This window comes from Dactylosporangium sp. NPDC050688, from assembly GCF_040654515.1.
In the GTDB taxonomy this organism is placed as follows: domain Bacteria; phylum Actinomycetota; class Actinomycetes; order Mycobacteriales; family Micromonosporaceae; genus Dactylosporangium.
Map to the genome: position 1 here is coordinate 77,990 of NZ_JBFAIC010000024.1, position 17,503 is coordinate 95,492.

Sequence of the window (17,503 nt, forward strand, 5' to 3'; positions counted from 1 at the left end):
GGTTGAGCCGGCCGCCGCCAACGGGGATGGAGGCGGCGGCACAGCGGCAGGGGGCCGGACCGGTCGAGTCACGCGGCGCGCTGGATGAGCGGAGTGACGGTGCCGGCGCATGGCGTCTACTGGAGCGGTCGTTGCCCGCGGGTGCACACGAACCGGTAGGAGCGGGCGATGAAGCCGGGATCGGCCACCAGCTCGCGGAAGCGGTCCAGGTCGGCGGTGGTGATTCCGTGCTGGAGCAGCTCGTCCTGCGTCTGGGATGTGTTGGCGTGGTGCATGCGCATGGCGGTGCTGCCGCCGGACCAGCTTTCCGCGTGCTCGACGGCGTGGACGTTGTGGAGGCCGACGTTTCGCATAGCGGTGTGGGTGGCGTCGGCCCAGGCCATGTCGACGCCGTGGCCTTCCAGGACGTGTTGCAGCGCGTAGACGACGCGGATGTACAGGTCGGTGTCGCTGTCGCTGGGGCTGCTGTAGACGGTCATGGGGGTGTCGCCGAAGTCGCCGAGGACCAGCCACCCGCCGGGGGCGAGGGCACCGGCGAGGGTGCGGAGGACGTCGTAGCGTTCGGGCAGGTGCACCAGCACCAGCCGGGCGTGGATGAGGTGGAACGGCCCGTCGAGCGGCAGCCCGTCGCGGATGTCGTGCTGGAAGATGTCGAGGTTGCCGCCGGGGGCGAGCCGGCTGGGGTCCAGGTCGACCGCGGCTACCTGGCCGGTCGGGCCGACCCGACCGGCCAGGTAGCGGGCGATTGATCCGCTGCCAGGGCCGATTTCCAGACACCGGTCGCCGGGCCGCAGCGGCACCTCGTCCAGGACGCGGGTGGTGAACGGGTCGAGGAAGTGATCCAGTGCGGTGAGCCGGTCAGCCGCGTTGTCCGCGCTGTTGCCGAGCGCGTAGGCGGCGCGGTCCTCGATGCCGTCGGTGACGGTGGTGCTGCTCACGAAAGTCCTCCTGTCGCGGTGGTTCCTGTGGTCGTTGTGGATGCGGTGCTTGGAGCTGGGAGGGTGTCGATCCAGACAGCGGCTCGTCCCGGCCGCTGGTCAGGTGTTGCCGCGGCGGCCGTCCCGGCGGAGGTGCTGCTGGGGGTGCCGGGGGTGAGTGCCGCGCGCAGTCCGTCGGGGTCGGCGCGGATGGTGGGTGCGTCGAGGTGGGCAGTGACCCGCCCGGCGGTCAGCACACTGGTGTGGTCGGCGACCGCGCGGGCGAGATCGGGTTGCGGGGTGGCGAGCAGGACGGCGAGGCCATCGCCGGCGAGGGCGGTGATGGTGCGGCTGATCTGCTCCGTGATGGCGGGGGCGAGCCCTTCGGTGGGTTCGTCGAGCAGCAGCAGCGCCGGTTGGGTGAGCAGGGCACGGGCGATGGCCAGCATCTGCTGCTCGCCGCCGGACAGGTGCGCGCCGCGGTGCCGCAGCCGGGTGGCCAGGTGCGGCAGGAGCTCCAGGACCTTGTCCGGGGTCCACCGCGCCGCAGTCGAAGTCCCGGTGGTGGTGTGGCGTTGGGCGATGGCGAGGTGTTCCGCGACGGTGAGCGAGGCGAACACCCGTCGGCCTTGCGGCACGTAGCCGATGCCGGCTCGTGTCCGCCGGTGGGCGGGCTGCCGGGTGAGGTCGATGCCGTCGAGGCGGATCCGGCCGGTGGCTGGTGAGATGAGCCCGGCGATGGTGTGCAGCAGGGTGGTTTTGCCGGCGCCGTTATGCCCGACGACGGCGTGCACCGTCCCGGCCGGGACGGACAGGTCGATGCGGTGCACGACCACGCCGCCGCCGTAGCCGGCGCTGACCTGCTCCAGGGACAGCCGCATGCTCACCCCGTCCCGTGAGGGGTGCCGAGGTAGACCTCAGCGACCGCCGGGTGGGTGTGGATGGCGTGCGGGGTGCCGGTGGCCAGGACCCGGCCGTGGTGCAGGACGGTCACGGTGTGCGCGAGGGTGGTGACCACGTCCTGGTTGTGTTCCACGAGCAGCACCGCGGTCTGCGCCGGCAGCCGCCGCAACGCGTCCAGCAGCAGGGTCAGGTCGTGTTCGGCGAGGCCGGCGGCGGGTTCGTCGAGCAGCAGCACGGCCGGGTCGGCGCTGAGCGCTCCGGCGATCTCCAGGAGCCGGCGTTGCCCGTGCGAGAGTTCCCTGGCGGGGGTGTGCGCGTGGTCGCCGAGGCCGACCTCGTCGAGGCGGTGCAGGCCACGGGCGGTGAGTGTGCGGCGCCTGGCGGGCCGCCACGCGGTGTGCGTGCCGGTGTGCCGCCACGCGGCGACGACCAGATTGTCCAGCGCCGTGAGCGATTCCAGGACGGCGGGAGTCTGGAAGGTGCGGCCGATGCCGAGCCGGGCGCGGCGGGCCGGGCGGAGGCGGGTGATGTCCCGCCCGGCGAGGACGACCTGTCCGGCGGTGGGCCGGATGGTGCCTGCGAGGAGGTTCAGCAGGGTGCTCTTCCCGGCTCCGTTGGGTCCGATCAGCGCGTGCCGGTCCCCGGCCGCGAGGTCGAGGTCGACGTCATCGACTGCGAGGAAGGCGCCGTATCGGCGGGTCAGCCCTCGGGCGGACAGCTGCGGCCTGGACGTCTGGGTCATGACGACGGCACCTCCACCTCGACCGGCGGGTGCTGTCGGCGGCGCCGGCCGAGTCCGACCATGCCCTTCGGGTGCACGTACACCGCGGCGATGAACAACGCACCGAGCAGCAGCGGGCCGCGGCCGGGGACGGTGGCGGCGGCCCAGTCCCGCACGAGGGCGACGAGGGCGACCGCGGCGAGGGCGCCGCCGAGGGACCTGCCACCGCCGATCGTCACGGCGAGCAGCACCAGGGCGGAGACCTCGAACCCGACGTCGCCGGGTGAGACATAGCGTTGTCCAGTGACCAGCAGCGCGCCGCCGATCCCGGCGATCGCACCGGCGCCGACGTAGGCGGCGACGAGGTACCGGGCGACAGGGTGCCCGCTGGCCCGCATCCGCGTCTCGTCGTCGCGGCACCCTTGCAGCAGCAGCCCGGCCGGTGTCCGCAGCGTCCACCACAGGACGGCGGTGACCGCCACGGCGACGGCGACGGCGTAGCCGTAGACGGCCTGGTCCTCGAGTATCGGCGCGGTCCCCCACCACGGTTGGGTGGCGGGGATGCCGGCCAGGCCGTCGGTGCCGCCGGTGACCGTCGTCCACTGCCCGGCCGCGACCGCCGTCAACTCGCCCACGGCGAGGGTGGCCATCAGGAACGTGATCCCGCGGGTGCGGGACACGGCGATGCCGATGGGGAGGCAGAACACGGCCGCGGCAGCAGCGGCGGCGGCGAGCTGGACCGGGCCGGCGGTGATGCCGTGGCGGGCCAGGATCGCCGTGGTGTAGGCGCCGACGGCGTACGGGGCGACCTGCCCGAGGCTGGGCAGCCCGGCGGTCCCGGCCAGGACGGCGACGCTGAGGGCGAGCAGGCCGAGGCTGAGGATCCGGGTCCAGGTGCTCAGCGTGTACGGGTCTGCGAGGCACCCGGCCGTGGCGAGGGCCGCCGTCGTCGCCAGCCCCCACACCGGTGCCGGGAGGCCGCTGCCACGGCGCAGCACCGCGCGCCAACTGCGGCTCATGCGTGACCCCCGGTCGGGAGCGGCTGGCGCCGCACCAGCAATGCGAGGGCCATCGCGGCGAACAGCAGGTACGGCGTCCACGTCGGGGCGAGGACCACGCCGAGGCTTTGCACCTGCCCGACCCCGACGGCGGCGGCGACCGCGCCGCCGACCGAGCCGAGCCCACCGACCACGACGATCACCAGCGACAGCAGCAGCACCGTGTCCGCGGTGCCCGGACCTGGTCCGATGATCGGCGCGCCGAGCACCCCGGTCAGGCCGGCCAGCGCGCCACCGACGGTGAGGACGGCGGCGAGGACGGTGCGGGGGTTCGTGCCCAGGCAGGCGAGCATGTGCGGGTCGTCGACCATGGCCCGCAGCCGGGCCCCGGCTCGGCTGCGGGCCAGGACCAGCCAGCCGCCTGCGGCGAGGGCCGCCGCGATGGCGATGAACGCCAGCCGGTACGCCGGGTACCGGTGCCCCGCCAGGCTGACCGTGGTGTCCAGCCCGGCCGGGACAGTGGGGCGCAGGTTGTCCGGGCCGAAGGCCAGGACGAGCGCTGCGCCGGCTACGAGCGCGACACCGAAGGTGAGCAGCGCCTGCGCCAAGTGCCCCCGGCCGGTGACCGGCATGAGGGCCGCGGACAGCAGCCCGCCACCCGCCGCGCCGGCGAAGGTTCCGGCGGCCGCGGCGAGGGCGAGGCTGGTCCAGGAGCCGTCGCTGATGAGCGCGGCGGCGTAGGCGCCGAGGGCATAGAGGCTGCCGTGGGCCAGGTTCAGCACCCCGCCCGCCCCGAACACCAGGGTCAAGGGGGCTGCCAGGGTGAACAGCAGCAACCCGTAGGCGACCCCGTCGATGACCGGGATCAGGTAGGCATCGAGGGCATTGAGCGGGCCCACGGCAGGTTTGTCCTCTCGCCGACAAACTCGGACAGATGGAAAGGATGGAAAGAGGGCTGTTCAGGCGCCGATGGTGGCCAGGTCCTGGACGACCCGGTTGGCCAGTTGGGTACCGTCGCGGCGGACCACGCGCAGGTACCAGTGCTGGATCGGGGTGTGGTTCCTGGGGCTGAACTGCCAGCTGCCGCGCGGGCTGTCGATCTGCCCGAGCTGCCCGATCGCCTCGTTGATCTTCACCGGCGTGACCTTGCCGCTGATCCTGGCGATGGCCTTGTCGAGGACGGCGGCGGCGTCGTAGGCGGCCATCGCGTACGTGGTCGGCGACCGGTCCGTGTGGCGGGTGGACCACTCGGCGATGAACGTGCGGTTCGCAGCGTTGTCCAGGTCCGGGCTGTAGTTGAGGACGTTCCAGATGCCTTCGGCTGCCGGGCCCTGGGCTTGCAGAACGGGGCCTTCGGTCAGGAACGCCCCGTACAGCGGCAGGTTCCGCGCGTCGGACTGCTTGTACTGGGTTACGAACCCGATCGCGTTCTCCCCGCCGAAGAACGCGTACACCGCTTTGGCGTCGGACTTGGCGATCTGCGACAAGTACGGCAGGTAGTTCGGGGTGGCCGGAAACGGTGTCCAGGTCGGTTTGCCGCCCGGGTTGGCGAGTTTCCCGCCGAGCTTGGTGTACGTGTCGACGAACCCGCCGACCTGGTCGTAGCCGCCCTTGTAGTCCGGGCCGATCGCCCACACCGGCCCGTCCACGTGCTCCTTGATGTACGGGGCGATCGCGGTACCCGGGTCCGGTGACCGGAAGCTGGTGGTCCACAGCCAGTCGGAGTTCTCGGTGTCGGGCCGGCCGTTGGACCCGATCAGCGGGATCTTGTGTTCGGCGGCGAGCGCGGAGATGGCCAGATACGACCCGGACGCCACGATCCCGGCCAGTGCTGCGACGTGCTCGTCCTTGACCAGTCGGGTGGCCGCGGGCAGGGCGGTGGCCGCGCCGTTGCCTTCGTCAGCGACGACGAGGTCGACCTTCCGGCCGCCGAACCGGCCGCCGTGGGTGTCCAGGTAGAGCTGGAACCCATCGCGCATCTCCTGCCCGACGTCCTGGTACGTCCCGGACAGGCTGCCCACGAACCCGATCTTCACCGTCTCGGTGCCGGTGTCGCCAGCGTTGCTGCCGCCGCAGCCGGTCATCGCCAGGCACGCCGCGAGCACCCAGGCTGGCCGGGTCGCCCAGGCTGGCCGGGTCGCCCAGGCTGGCCGGGTCGCCCAGGTCGCGTGGTGCCGCGTTCGTCGTTGTTGCATGTGTCTGCTCCTGAGGGGTTGGTGGGCTTAGCGGGCACCGGTGCCGGGCGGTCGGAGCCGCCGGGCTAGAAGGTGCTCGACGAGGGTGATCAGGACCTGCTTGGCGCCTTCGCGGTGGCGGGCGTCGCAGGCCAGCACCGGCACCGATGCAGGCAGCGCGAGCGCGTCGCGGAGCTCCGGTTCGGGGTGCTCGGGTGCGCCGTCGAACTGGTTGACGACCACCACGAACGGCAGCCCGGTCCGCTCGAAGTAGTCGATCGGGCCGAAGCTGTCCCTCAGTCGCCGCACGTCGACCAGGACGATCGCGCCGAGCGCGCCGCGGCAGACCGAGTCCCACATGAACCAGAACCGCTGCTGACCCGGCACGCCGAACAGGAACAGCGCTATGCCACTGGGGTCTTCGGGCAGGGTGATGCGGCCGAAGTCCATCGCCACCGTGGTTGCCGTCTTGGCCGGCACGGCGCTCGTGTCATCCAGCGCCCGGCTCGCCGCGGTCATCGCCACCTCGGTGGTGACCGGGTCGATCTCCGACACCGAGGCGACCATCGTGGTCTTTCCCACGCCGAACCCACCCGCGATCACGATCTTCACCGGTGTGCACCGCGCCGCCGTGACCCCGGACGTCACTGCCGCCTGCATGACGGTTCGCGCCGCTGTGGCTGCCATGCCCGCACCTATCCGGCCACCGCGGACGCGGTCAGCGCGTCGGCCCGTACCTGCGGGCGCAACGCGGGTCCGACCCGATTGATCAGCTCGGCCAGTTCGTGGCCCACCTGCCCGATGTCGCACCCCGGGGCCGCCAGGGCAAGCAGCGCGCCGTTGGACACCGACATGGTGAACATGAGCCCGCCCGTCATCTCGGTCAGGTTGGACACCACCTGCCCGGCTTCCAGGTTGTTGGCCGCGCCGTGCAGCAACGCGACCAGACCGGATGCGATCGCGGCCAGCCGTTCCGCGGCATCTCTGGGCAGGCTGTGGTTTCGGGCGACGAGCAGCCCATCGGCCGACACAGCCACAATGTGCGTGACCTTCGGCACCCGGGCGGCGAAGTCGTTCAGTAGGAAGTTCACATCGACGGTCACGACGGTTCGCTCCTCAAGGGATGGGCTGTCAAACGTTCGAGGTCGAGTGGATGTGCGCGCCGGTGCGGCTGTTGCGGGCCAGGCCCCGGCCGTAGGCGGCCAGGCTCGCGGCCACGGCCTGCGGGTCGCGGTACTCCGCCGCTGGCACCGCAGGCTGGCCGCCCTGCTCGACGCTGCCGGGCACCAGGTTGGCCATCGGGTCGCGTTGGGGCAGGCCGGTACGGGTGATCGCACCGACCGCCGGCTGTGCTGCCGCCGCAGCGGCCTGCCAGCCGGTGTCCGCCGTCATCTGCCACGGTTCGGCCGGTGGTGGCACCGGCACGCCGTCGGCATCGACGGCCGGGGGCGACGCTGGCGCCGAGACGAACCAGCTGCCCTGGACCGCTTCGAAGATCGGCAGGCGTACCTCCACCGTGTCGTCGAGGTCGGCTGCTGCCGGCCCCGGCCCGGCCACGGGAATGCTCGGCGGCCAGGCGGCCGGTCGGGGCTGCGGCGGCGCCGCCGGTCCGTCGACCTGGAACAGCGGTGCCGCCGGCGGCGCGCTTGGTTCCCGCGGCTGTCTGGCCGGAACCGGTCCAGCGCCCAGACCGCCGCCGGCGCGAGCACCGGTGAGGGCCGCGACCGGAGCATGGCCGGTGTCCAGTGCCCGTCGTGGCGTGGTGTCGACGGTGAACACGTGCGCCGGCACGGTGACGTCGACGATGGTGCCGGGCTGGGCCGGCCGTAGCTCCACCCGGATCCGGTGGCGGGCGGCAAGCCGACCGACCACGGTCAGGCCCATCGCCCGCACCGCCGCCAGGTCCAGCGGGCCGTGCTCGGACGCGAGGCGCTCGTTGAAGCCGCGCCGCCGGTCTGCGTCGATGCCGATGCCGGCGTCGACGATCTGGATGACCACCCGATCGGTGAGCACCCTGGCCGACACGGTGACCGCGGCCTGGGAGTAGCTGCAGCCGTTGTCCATCAACTCGGCGAGGAGCTTCACCAGGTCGTCCACCGCCGTGGCCCGAATGGCGACCAGGTCATCGATGAACCCGAACTCGATCCGCGTGTACTGCTCGATCTGGCCCTGCGCCGCGCGCAGCACGTCGACCATCGGCTCGTCCTGGCGGCGGGGACGCGCCGACGCGCCGCCACCCAGCACCAGCAGGCTGTCGTTGGTCCGGGTCAGCAGCGCGGCCAGATGATCCAGGCGGAACAACTGTGCCAACCGGTCCGGGTCCTCCTCGCCGCGCTCCTGCCGATCCAGCTCGGCGACCAGCTGCCCAGCCAGTCCCTGCCCACGCCGGGCCAGGCTTTCGAACATCGCGGCGATCCCGACCCGGGTGGTTGCTTGTTCGGCGGCGACCCGAACCGCCTCACGGTGCACCGCGTTGAACGCCGCACCTACCTCGGCCAGCTCGTCGCGCCCCCGCACGTCCACGGGGGCAGGGGTGCTGTCGGCGAACTGCTCCGGAGTTAGTCCGCCCAGCACCTCATGGTCGGCTAGCCGGGCCACCTCCGCGGGCAGCGTTTGGCGCGCCACCCGCCGGGCTGTGTCCCGCAGCCGCCGCAGACCTCGGATCATCGGCCGGCCGAGCCACAACGCCAACCCGATCACCGCCGCCACCGCGGCCAGCACCGCGGCGAACTCCACCGCGGTCACCCAGCGCTGGTCATCCCGCAGCTGCGTTACGTCCGCGACGATCTCCGCGTCGATGCGGATCTCCACCTGGTGCAGCTGCTCGATCCGGGCGCTCATCGCCGACGTCCACCCAGCGCGGTCCAGCCCCAGACGGGCACCCGGGCGGATCCGCGCGACGGTGTCCTCCAAGCGCTGCGCGGCGACCACGTCATCGCCGGTCAGCGCGCCGTCCAGCCAATCCAGCCACTGGGGTGCCGCCAACGCGCCGAACGTGAGCGCCGCCTCGGCGTAGCCGGTCCGCGCAGCGGTGATGTCCTGATACGCCGCCGGTGTCAGCTGCTCCGACTCCGTCGCCCGCAGCGCCGCCACCTGCTGCAACCCCACGAACTCCACCGCCCTGGACAGGGCCGCCGCCGCGCGGATGCGGTCAGCGATATCCGCCGGGGCGCCGCCGGCTTGGGCCATCGATTCGCGGTAGGAGACAAGGTCAGCGATCAAGATTCGGTACGCGAACACCAGCGCCGACGCGGCACCCTTGCCCGAGGACACCCGCGCCCGCAGCGCCGCAAGCTGCCCAATGCCGGCGTCAACGCGGTCCAGCAATCGCTGGACGCCGCCCGGCACCTGCGACAGCTGCGACTGCGCGCCACGGAACCGGTCAGCCGCCGCATCCGTCGCCGCGGCCTTCTGCAGGTAGGCGTCAACCGCCCCGGCAGGCCGGCCGACCAGCGCCTCAACCGCGGTCACCCGCTCCGTCTGCAACCGCGACGCCAGATCCCCGGCAGCCTCACCGGCGACCACCAGCGACCGCAGCCGGTCAGCACGCAGAGCCTGGCCACCCGCGGACACCAGCGCCAGCCCGGCGAAGGCCACCACAGCGACCAACGGCACCACGACCAGCACCATCAGCTTCCCAGTGATCCTCATGCCTACCGCCTCCTCATCGGCGCCGACGGCCGCCGCCGTGCAGAGCGCCGCGCAGCCGTGCATGTGGCGGCGGTCCGGTCGGACAACCCGCCGTGCAGCCGGGCTGGCCGGGGCTCGAGATCCACGCCGAACGTGGAGCACGCATCGGTCACGCCGTCGTTGACGAGGTCGGTCGCCTGTGCTGCCAGCGAGCCACGGATCGAATCGGACCCCGCCACACCCCGTGTCGCCGCGCCTCCCGGAGCCGTGCCGGTATCAGCGGAGCGGCCGTGGTCGACCGGGCCGGTCTCGTCGGTCAACGCGCCCCGTCGCGTCTCAACCGTCATGCCGGATCCCGCTCGTCAGCACGTCAACCCGGGCCGAGAACTGCTCATGCCAAGACCCGCCCGCCGCCTGCAGCGCATACGTCCCGAGCCGCTGACCCGAGCACGGCACCTGCTGTCGACAACCAGCCGCACATGCGCCGTTCGCTGCAGTTCGGTGCTGGTACCGCAGCGCGGAGCCCATGACCGACAGCGCATGGTCGTCGCCGCTCGTCCCGGTGGACGTAGCCACCCTCGCCTCCCCCTGTGCCCTGATGGAGCAACCTGCCCAGGCTGTTCGCGCAGCCCGCTCGACCGGTGTTCCGCATCTCGATCGCCGGCTCGACGCAGGCGGATCACGGTTGGTGCCGCCGGCCACCGCAGCCATCTGCGAACGGCAGCCGGCGGACGTCTCATATGCCGCGCCACGGCCTTGATCGCATTCATTCCCGCAGATCCCGGCAGAGCGCAACAGGGCGCGGCGTGGTACAGCACTCGCGCACGCCGGTTGTACCCGACCATCAGTGGTTCGACGTCGCGGTTCGCTGCCGCCATGGGCCGCTGGCTCTGGCCGACGTTGGCCGTTGAGGCCGTGGGTCTGGGCACCACACCGCGGCCCAAGGCCACGCCTGGATGGTCGGCGTATACGTCTCGGGGCGCCTAGGAAGTCAGCCATGCCCCCGCGCGGTGTTTCCGCAAATCGGTGGTCCAGCGCGAGCTGGGCAGTCGACAATCCGTCCGTCCGCAGCTTGATGTCAAGAACCAGCGCGTCTGCTGAGTGGCCGAACAGCTCGACCTGATCGGCGAGCGGCGGCGGCCGGCCGGCGCCGTTGTTTACCTGCGACCTTCCAGCCGCAGGTCCTGGCGTGTCCAGAGCCGCAAACCGTGGAGCGTCGTGCACCGTTTTACTCGTCAGCGACACAGCACGTCTGGGCGGCCGCTCAATAGACTGTGTCGTGCGTGCGGACGGCGCCGTCCAGCGGCTCGGGTCCGCCGCGTCGGCCGGATTCGGTGCACCGTCGACGCGCGTGGAGCTTGCAGACGTCGACCAAGTCGATTGATCGAACCCCTCATCCAACAGAGTCAGTCGGGTCAGCCGCGCTCGCAGTGGCTCGTCTCGGGGTAGGTTGAGCAGATCGGAGGCGCCGGCAAGGTCGAGCGCCAGCGAGACAACCACTCGTAGTCTTACGCTGCTGAATTCGCGCAGCATCGCTCGTTGTTCCAGATCGCCGACCTGTCGGACAATCTCGCCGCCGTCGATTCGGTCAGCGACGATTCGCATGAGCGCAGTGATCGCGACGACAATGATCTCCGGCGCCACCGCAAAGCCGTCATTGGCCCTGCCAAGCACCTGACGAATCGATTGATCACCGCGCGCGGCTGGCAATTCGCGTGGACCTTGGCGCCGTTCAGTGATCGCCCGCTGGCGCTGGGCCACAGTTCGTTCCGCGTCGCCCTCGGTCCAGAGTTGCAGCAGCTCGGTGCCAGCGCCAAGGAGACGATCAACAGCTTCGGCGAAATGGCGGTCTGGCCAACGACAACCAGCCTCTATCTTCGTCACCCACTCGCGACTGGCGAAAACAGCCTCGCCAACGACACGCTGGGAACAACCAGCCGCTTTTCGACGGCACCGCAGTTCTGCCGCGAAGCGACCTTGCGCAGATTTGGCCGGCGTAGTCGAAGTTGTCGCCTTCGCCGACGACGAGCCCGGCCCGGGCGGAGGGACGGCCGCGCGCAAGATCGACGGGGCAACGTGCCAAGCCGTCGGCAAGCCAATGGAGTCCGGCGGGCCACCATCACACGTTGGCACGGTCGCTGTTTCCACTGATTCACCTCCCGGGTTGGCGGCTGGGCCGGGTTGTGGGCTGTCACGGGAACAGGCAGCCTGCTCACCGATTGCGCTCCACCCGACGCGGTACGTCACATCCATCGAGAGCTTGCGATAGGACCGCTCCTGCGCCCAAGCAGCGCCTACAGTCGGATGCGCCGGTTCTCCGAGCGGCTAGCAAGGCCGACTAGCTCCACTAGTCACTGATGGGGCCTGCATACGAGACGATGTTCAGCGTCCGGAGCCTCATGGAGCGGGACGGGCGATTCCGCGAGCTTCAGTTTCCATACCGGAGCGGTTACGGTACGGACACGCCCGGCCACATTAGGAGCGGTGATGTCCGTTGACGGCGCTGCGCGGCTGAAGGTTCCATCGCCGGTGCTTGAGCATCCTGCGATGCGCGTAGCCCTGGCGCGTCACGATCTCAAGACGGTGTACGCGCGGCTGAACCATGCTGGGTTCTCCCATAGAGCGATCGGTGCACTGACCGGCCAGGCGCCTTCGGAGATCTACTCGGTGCTGCATACCGGGCGTCGCATCACCTCGTACGACCTTCTGGCCCGCATCGCCGATGGCCTCGGGGTTCCGCGGGGATACATGGGTCTTGCCTATGACGCGACGGCCGCAGACGTGCTCGATCTCGTTGGCGCTACCTGCTCACCAGACGCTGATGAACGCGAGGAGGTTCGGCAACTGCTCGCTCACGCGGCGAACGTGACCATGGGCGCTGCGGTCCACGATGTCGCGCGCTGGTGGCAGCCCGTCGAATCGGACCGTAGTCCGGTTCCGGACCGGGTCGGCGTTGCCGACGTCGAGAACATCGAGCACGTGACTGCCACCATGAGGGCCCTGGACTACCGCTTTGGTGGCGGAGCGTGCCGCGACGCGGTAGTCGCCCAGGTCATGTGGGCACAACGACTGTTGACAGCCGACCGAGGGCAGGATATCGAGCGTCGGCTCCATCAGGCACTTGCCGACCTGCACAACCTCGCCGGATGGACGTCCTTCGACGTCGGCCTGTACTCCGCTGCCCGTAGCCACTTCGCGCGGGCCCTTGAGCAGGCACGATACGCCGAAGATTCTTCACTCGTTGCCAACGTCCTCTACCGGATGGGTCGCCTTCACCTACACCGCGGACTGCTGCAACAAGCTCTGCGGTTCTTTCAACTCGGCCAGATCGCAGCACAGGACTCTGGAAGCGACCTGACCGTGGCATTGCTCTGCGCAAACGAAGCGTGGACATACGGCCTCCTCGGCGACGCCGGCCAGGCCGCGAAGTCCATCAATCGCGCACGGGACGAGTTCGGCCGCGCGGACCTCGCATCGGCCCCGATCTGGGTTCGCTTTTTCGGCGAGGCGGACTTGACCGCCTTGATCGGCATGGCGCATGCCGCTTTGCCGCGCGACCGCAAAGAGCATCATCTGCATGACGCAGTAGCCTCGCTCACCGCATGTCTGGACCTCCGCGACGAGGCCGAGACACGCAGCCGCACCTTCGAGCTGACCGCCCTCGCCACCGTGCACTTCCAACTCGGCAACCTTGCGGAGGGCGTGGCGGCAGGACATCAGGCAGTCGATCTCGCGGAACGGGTACGGTCGGTGCGCACCATTGATCGCCTCGAGCCGTTGGCGGCCGAAGCAGCAGTGCGCGCCGGCGACTCCGACGTTCGCGACCTCATGGCCCGGATTGCTACGCTGCGAAAGGTATGACTTCCAACGAACGCGACGCTCAGCAGCATGATCGATTGACGCCCCAGACTCTGGACGCGGTCATCCAGGCAGTGGGCCGTCACCTTGACATTGACGTGCGCGACGCCACGCTGATCAAGTTCACCAACAACGCCGTCTTCCGGCTTGCCAACGCGCCGGTTGTGCTGCGTATCGCCGGGTCCGAGGCGATGCGCAGCCGGGTGCCGAAGATCGTTCGCGTGGCGCAGTGGCTGGAGGAGCGACATCAGCCGGCCGTTCGCCTGCTGGACGGGATCCAGCAGCCGATCACTGCACATGGCCACTTGGTCACCGCCTGGCAGGCTGTGGTTGAGACCGGCGCCAGACCGACAGGTCATGACCTTGCTGCGACCATCCGCATGTTCGAGGCGCTGCCAGCACCTCCGTTCGAGCTGCCGGCATGGAATCCCTTCATTGAGATCCGGCAGCGGATTCACGACGCCGACGGCTTGACCGACGACGAGCTTGCCTTCCTGGAGCAGCTGACTGACTCGGCTGAGCGCGACCTAGGCAACGTCAACTTCACACTGCCAGCCGGCGTTATCCACGGTGACGTCTTCAGCGGAAACATTCTTATGAGTCCGGACGGCCCGATCATCTGCGACTTCGACTCCACTGCCATCGGACCGCGCGAATGGGACCTGACGCCCGTCGCAGTTGGCAAACTTCGGTTCGACTACCCAGGCGACGCCCACGATGTGCTGGCCGCAGATTACGGCTTCGACATCTTGCGATGGGACGGATTTCCGGTGCTCCGGCAGATCCGCGAACTGAAACTCATCACGAGTGTCCTACCAATCCTTAACACCAACCTGCGAATCCGTCACCAGTGGCGCCTCCGCTTCGACAGCATCAGAGGCGGCAACAACGCGGCAAAATGGACCACCTACAGCTGACCTCAGTAGCTGGTGATCGGGGCGACACAGCAGGCACGCAACCTGGTCCGCCGCCGTCGCGATCAGAAACACTGAGTCTCTGACAATTGCGCCGCGTCGAGACGAACCTGCCCGCACAACGCAACGCCTGGAGCGTTTCGCACACTGGCAGTGAAGCTCCATGGCGAGTCTGCACGTTCCTGGCCGTCCCGCGCCCCGCCGGCCCAACGAACCTTCGGCCTCGGAACAGAGTTGGGCATGGTTCACAACGGCGGACCGGCCGCGGCCCACTTCGGTCCCAACGGCCTCGATGGGTACAAGCGCGTGTACCAGCGCTCTGTACCACGCAGGCGTCTTCACCCGAGTTGGCCGCGCCGCTTACGGTCCTCACTCAACGGCAGGTGGATCGAACGCTACGGGACAGCGGGAGCACGTCATCCCTCACCGATCCGGCCGAGGCATGTCACCGCCAACGACGCCGGTTGTCAGCCCAAGTTCGCGAACTGTGCAGCTCATTGCAGCGTGAAGCTCGACCGGCAGCCCGAAAACGTCGAACGTCCGCCGTTCAGCGATCAATGCAGCTTCGAGGGAGGTGGGTTTCGTGACGAAGTGGGTCGTCGGCGGCGCGTGATCGTCCGCTAGCGCGTGGCGCTAGCTCCTGCGGCCTGCCGACTTGATCGCTAGCGGCCGGCAGGCCGCCCTCATCCAGCCAGCCCTCTGCGCGGCCGACGCCGCCGAACTCGATCGAGGTGTTCCCAATGGTCCGGTCGCCGCTCGTGCCGCTGTTGCCGTTCGAATCGTTCACCTACCCGTTCTTCGACCAGCAGTACACCGGCGACCACGAGGCCCTGGTCCGGGCGCTGCTGGCCGCGGAGAACCTCACATTCCCCGGCGATCCGCAGCCGGGCAACAAGGCGCTGTACGTGCACATCCCGTTCTGCGACACGCTCTGCACGTTCTGCCCCTTCGTGAAGTCGGCCAACGCCAGTCCTGATCGGGTCGCCGCGTACCTGGCAGCGCTGTACACGGAACTGCGTACCGTCGCCGCGACGAGGCGGATCGGCCAGTGGACGCTCGACGCGGTGTACATCGGCGGCGGAACTCCGTCGATCCTGACCGTCGACCAGATCGCCGACCTGATCGCCGTGATCCGAGACGCGTTCGCAATCGCTGCGGATGCGGAGATCTCGTTCGAGTTCGAGGCGAAGAGCGTCGACGAGGCCAAGTTCCAGGCCCTCGCCGAGCTCGGCGTCACCCGGGTGAGTTTCGGGGTTCAGTCGTTCGAGCCCAATACCCGCGACATGGTGAACCTCACCGCAAGCCTCGACCAGGTGCGCGCCGCGATCCACTGGTCGACGCAGTACTTCACGAACACCAACCTCGACATGATGGTCGGCTTCCCGGGCCAGGACCGCGACGCCGCGCTCCTGGACGCCCAGGTCGCCGCGACCTCGGGGATCGGCAGCGTATCGATCTACCCGGTCGACTACGTGATGACGCTGCCCGGCTGGATGGACAAGATCCGCCGCGGTGAGCTGCCGCGACCGGCCGACATGAGCGAGCGGGCAGCAATGTTCCACGCTGCGCGGACCGAGCTCATGCGCGTCATGAGCGAGCAGAACATGTACTGCTTTGGCGACCCAACCGCCCCGCCGACCAAATACATGTTCGGCACCCTGTACGGCGGCTACCGCGACGAGGCCGTCGGCGTCGGGACTGGCGCGTACTCGGTGATGCGCGGCCTGGCGTACTACAACGACGCCAACGAACGCACCTACGTGCAACGGGCCAGCGCGGGTGAGCTGCCGGTAGCGGCATCGATGCCATACCACGGCTACGAGAAGGGCCTGGTCTTCTGGCCGAAGCGGCTGACCTTCGACCTCGCCGACCTGGCGGTGCTGTCGCTGGAGGAGGCGCTCCGGCCTCGGATCGACGCACTGGTCGCAGAGGGCCTCGCCGCCGTCGACGGCACCGTGCTACGGCTGACCGAGCCCGGAAAGCTGGTCTACAGCGGCCTGATGGGCTACTTCTTCTCCGACTCGCAGCAGCGGCTCTACCACCGGATGGTGGCCCGGATGGACGCGCAGGTCGGCGACGTGGACAACCTGGATTGGGTCGCCGGTGGTGCGGGTAGGGCACGGCTCGGCGCGCTCAACGCGCTGCCCGGTGCCGCCACCAAGCGTGGCTCTCTCACGCTGGTGCCCCAATGATCGATTCTGCATGGCGTCGGACGTTCAGCGCATTGGATGGCAGCGGCTACGCCCGCCGATCTCCGGCATCCAACCTGACCAACGGTGCGGCGGGCGGCGTTGACCTCGCCGCCGGCGAGGCGCGGTACCCGCTGCCAGGGCCGGTTCGTGCTGAACTCGGCACGGCGGTCGCTGACTTGGACCTGCTCGGGTACGGCCACCCGACTGGTGACCTACGGCTACGAGCAGCGTTCCTGCAGCACCTGCTGGCGGGAGCGTCTACGCGGGACAGTCGCCCGCCGCTGTCAGCTGGCGCAGGGGACCCCGATCAGGTCCTGGTCACCGCCGGTGGGAAGGAGGCCGCTGCACTCGCACTGCGGTACCTGCTCAACCAGCACGGCGGCCACGGACTGCTGCTGCCCAAGCCAGGTTGGGAACCGTACCGGATTTGGGCAGCTGGGTTCGACGTGCCGGTCATGCCGTACAGCCCGGCAGCGTTCGCCGCCGACCCGAACCTGCTCCGGACGCTGGCGCGGGGCCAGCAGCGGCCGAGCGTGCTGGTGTTGAACTACCCGCACAACCCAACCGGGGTCACGATCGACCAGGCGTCACTCAACCAGCTCCTCGCCACCGCATCCGAGCTCGGGATGGCGGTTTTGTCCGACGAGGTATACCGCTGGTTCGGACCCAAGCCGGTGTCGGCCATGTTCGCGCCGGCGTACGACCCACGCACGCACCTCATCGTCGACTCGACGTCGAAGTGGCTGACGACCGCCGGTCTGCGGGTCGGATTCCTCGTCGGACGTTGCGACGTCATCAGCAACCTCAGCGCGTTCCGCGGCACGTACGCGTCCGGCACCAGCGTGGTCGACCAGCGGCTCGCCCACCAGCTGCTGTCCAGCCCGGCCGCCACGGGCTGGCTGGCCGAGGTCCGCCTGGATGTCGACCGAGTTCGGGACGAGACCGTGAAGCTCCTGGCCGAGCTCGGGGTGGTCGTGCTGTCACACGGCGGCCTCTACGTCTGGTGCAACCGCGACCTCGGGCACCCTGGCGTGCTGCAAGACGCGCCGAGCCCGGCACCGGCGTTGCTGACGCCCGGCGATGGCTTCGGCTCGCCGGGACGGGTGCGGCTGTGCACCGCCCGGGCCGGCCTGGAACCGGCTGAGGCGGCGGCTGCGGTCTTCGCGGCGTTGCGAGGCCCGGATGCGTGACCACTT

Annotated in this window: 14 protein-coding genes; 4 read left to right on the plus strand and 10 right to left on the minus strand. The window is 69.8% G+C overall.

What is annotated here, in order from left to right; translation table 11 throughout:
- Positions 1-116: 116 nt before the first annotated feature.
- The 10 genes from AB0H83_RS23330 to AB0H83_RS23375 all read right to left on the minus strand — a co-directional run bounded on the left by AB0H83_RS23330 (position 117) and on the right by AB0H83_RS23375 (position 11,596).
- Positions 117-938 (minus strand): class I SAM-dependent methyltransferase, encoded by an 822-nt coding sequence (locus AB0H83_RS23330; RefSeq protein ID WP_360097564.1) that lies wholly within the window; start codon positions 936-938, stop codon positions 117-119.
- On the minus strand, positions 935-1,798 hold the full coding sequence (locus tag AB0H83_RS23335; RefSeq protein WP_360097567.1) for an ABC transporter ATP-binding protein: 864 nt from the start codon (positions 1,796-1,798) through the stop codon (positions 935-937). Before AB0H83_RS23335 ends, AB0H83_RS23330 begins: the two co-directional genes overlap by 4 nt.
- A 2-nt stretch (positions 1,799-1,800) precedes the next feature.
- Positions 1,801-2,562: an ABC transporter ATP-binding protein gene (locus AB0H83_RS23340; RefSeq protein WP_360097570.1), complete on the minus strand. Its 762-nt coding sequence runs from the start codon at positions 2,560-2,562 to the stop codon at positions 1,801-1,803.
- Complete coding sequence (locus tag AB0H83_RS23345) at positions 2,559-3,560, minus strand: branched-chain amino acid ABC transporter permease (RefSeq protein WP_360097573.1); 1,002 nt, start codon at positions 3,558-3,560, stop codon at positions 2,559-2,561. The genes AB0H83_RS23340 and AB0H83_RS23345 overlap by 4 nt, the downstream gene beginning before the upstream one ends.
- Positions 3,557-4,438 (minus strand): branched-chain amino acid ABC transporter permease, encoded by an 882-nt coding sequence (locus AB0H83_RS23350; RefSeq protein ID WP_360097576.1) that lies wholly within the window; start codon positions 4,436-4,438, stop codon positions 3,557-3,559. The genes AB0H83_RS23345 and AB0H83_RS23350 overlap by 4 nt, the downstream gene beginning before the upstream one ends.
- 60 nt (positions 4,439-4,498) lie before the next feature.
- The gene (locus tag AB0H83_RS23355; RefSeq protein ID WP_360097579.1) at positions 4,499-5,734 is read right to left on the minus strand and encodes an ABC transporter substrate-binding protein; all 1,236 of its coding nucleotides are present in this window, start codon (positions 5,732-5,734) and stop codon (positions 4,499-4,501) included.
- 27 nt (positions 5,735-5,761) lie between these two features.
- Positions 5,762-6,373, minus strand: a complete 612-nt coding sequence (locus tag AB0H83_RS23360; RefSeq protein WP_360097738.1) for an ATP/GTP-binding protein — start codon at positions 6,371-6,373, stop codon at positions 5,762-5,764.
- 35 nt (positions 6,374-6,408) lie between these two features.
- A complete protein-coding gene (locus AB0H83_RS23365) occupies positions 6,409-6,816 on the minus strand; it encodes a roadblock/LC7 domain-containing protein (RefSeq protein ID WP_360097582.1) in 408 nt (135 codons plus the stop codon).
- Positions 6,817-6,844: 28 nt separating this feature from the next.
- Positions 6,845-9,364: an ATP-binding protein gene (locus AB0H83_RS23370; protein WP_360097585.1), complete on the minus strand. Its 2,520-nt coding sequence runs from the start codon at positions 9,362-9,364 to the stop codon at positions 6,845-6,847.
- Between the two features lie 315 nt (positions 9,365-9,679).
- The gene (locus tag AB0H83_RS23375) at positions 9,680-11,596 is read right to left on the minus strand and encodes a helix-turn-helix transcriptional regulator (RefSeq protein ID WP_360097588.1); all 1,917 of its coding nucleotides are present in this window, start codon (positions 11,594-11,596) and stop codon (positions 9,680-9,682) included.
- Positions 11,597-11,830: 234 nt separating this feature from the next.
- Between AB0H83_RS23375 and AB0H83_RS23380 the strand changes: the two genes are divergently transcribed.
- The 4 genes from AB0H83_RS23380 (at position 11,831) to AB0H83_RS23395 (ending at position 17,497) form a co-directional block, all read left to right on the plus strand.
- Entirely contained in the window at positions 11,831-13,204 is a 1,374-nt protein-coding gene (locus AB0H83_RS23380; protein WP_360097591.1) for a transcriptional regulator, read from the plus strand.
- Positions 13,201-14,118: an aminoglycoside phosphotransferase family protein gene (locus AB0H83_RS23385; protein WP_360097594.1), complete on the plus strand. Its 918-nt coding sequence runs from the start codon at positions 13,201-13,203 to the stop codon at positions 14,116-14,118. The genes AB0H83_RS23380 and AB0H83_RS23385 overlap by 4 nt, the downstream gene beginning before the upstream one ends.
- A 737-nt stretch (positions 14,119-14,855) precedes the next feature.
- Positions 14,856-16,307 carry a radical SAM protein gene (locus tag AB0H83_RS23390; protein WP_360097597.1) on the plus strand — a complete coding sequence of 484 codons (1,452 nt, stop codon included), beginning with the start codon at positions 14,856-14,858 and terminating at the stop codon, positions 16,305-16,307.
- The gene (locus tag AB0H83_RS23395; protein ID WP_360097600.1) at positions 16,304-17,497 is read left to right on the plus strand and encodes a pyridoxal phosphate-dependent aminotransferase; all 1,194 of its coding nucleotides are present in this window, start codon (positions 16,304-16,306) and stop codon (positions 17,495-17,497) included. Before AB0H83_RS23390 ends, AB0H83_RS23395 begins: the two co-directional genes overlap by 4 nt.
- The last annotated feature ends 6 nt before the right edge of the window (positions 17,498-17,503 follow it).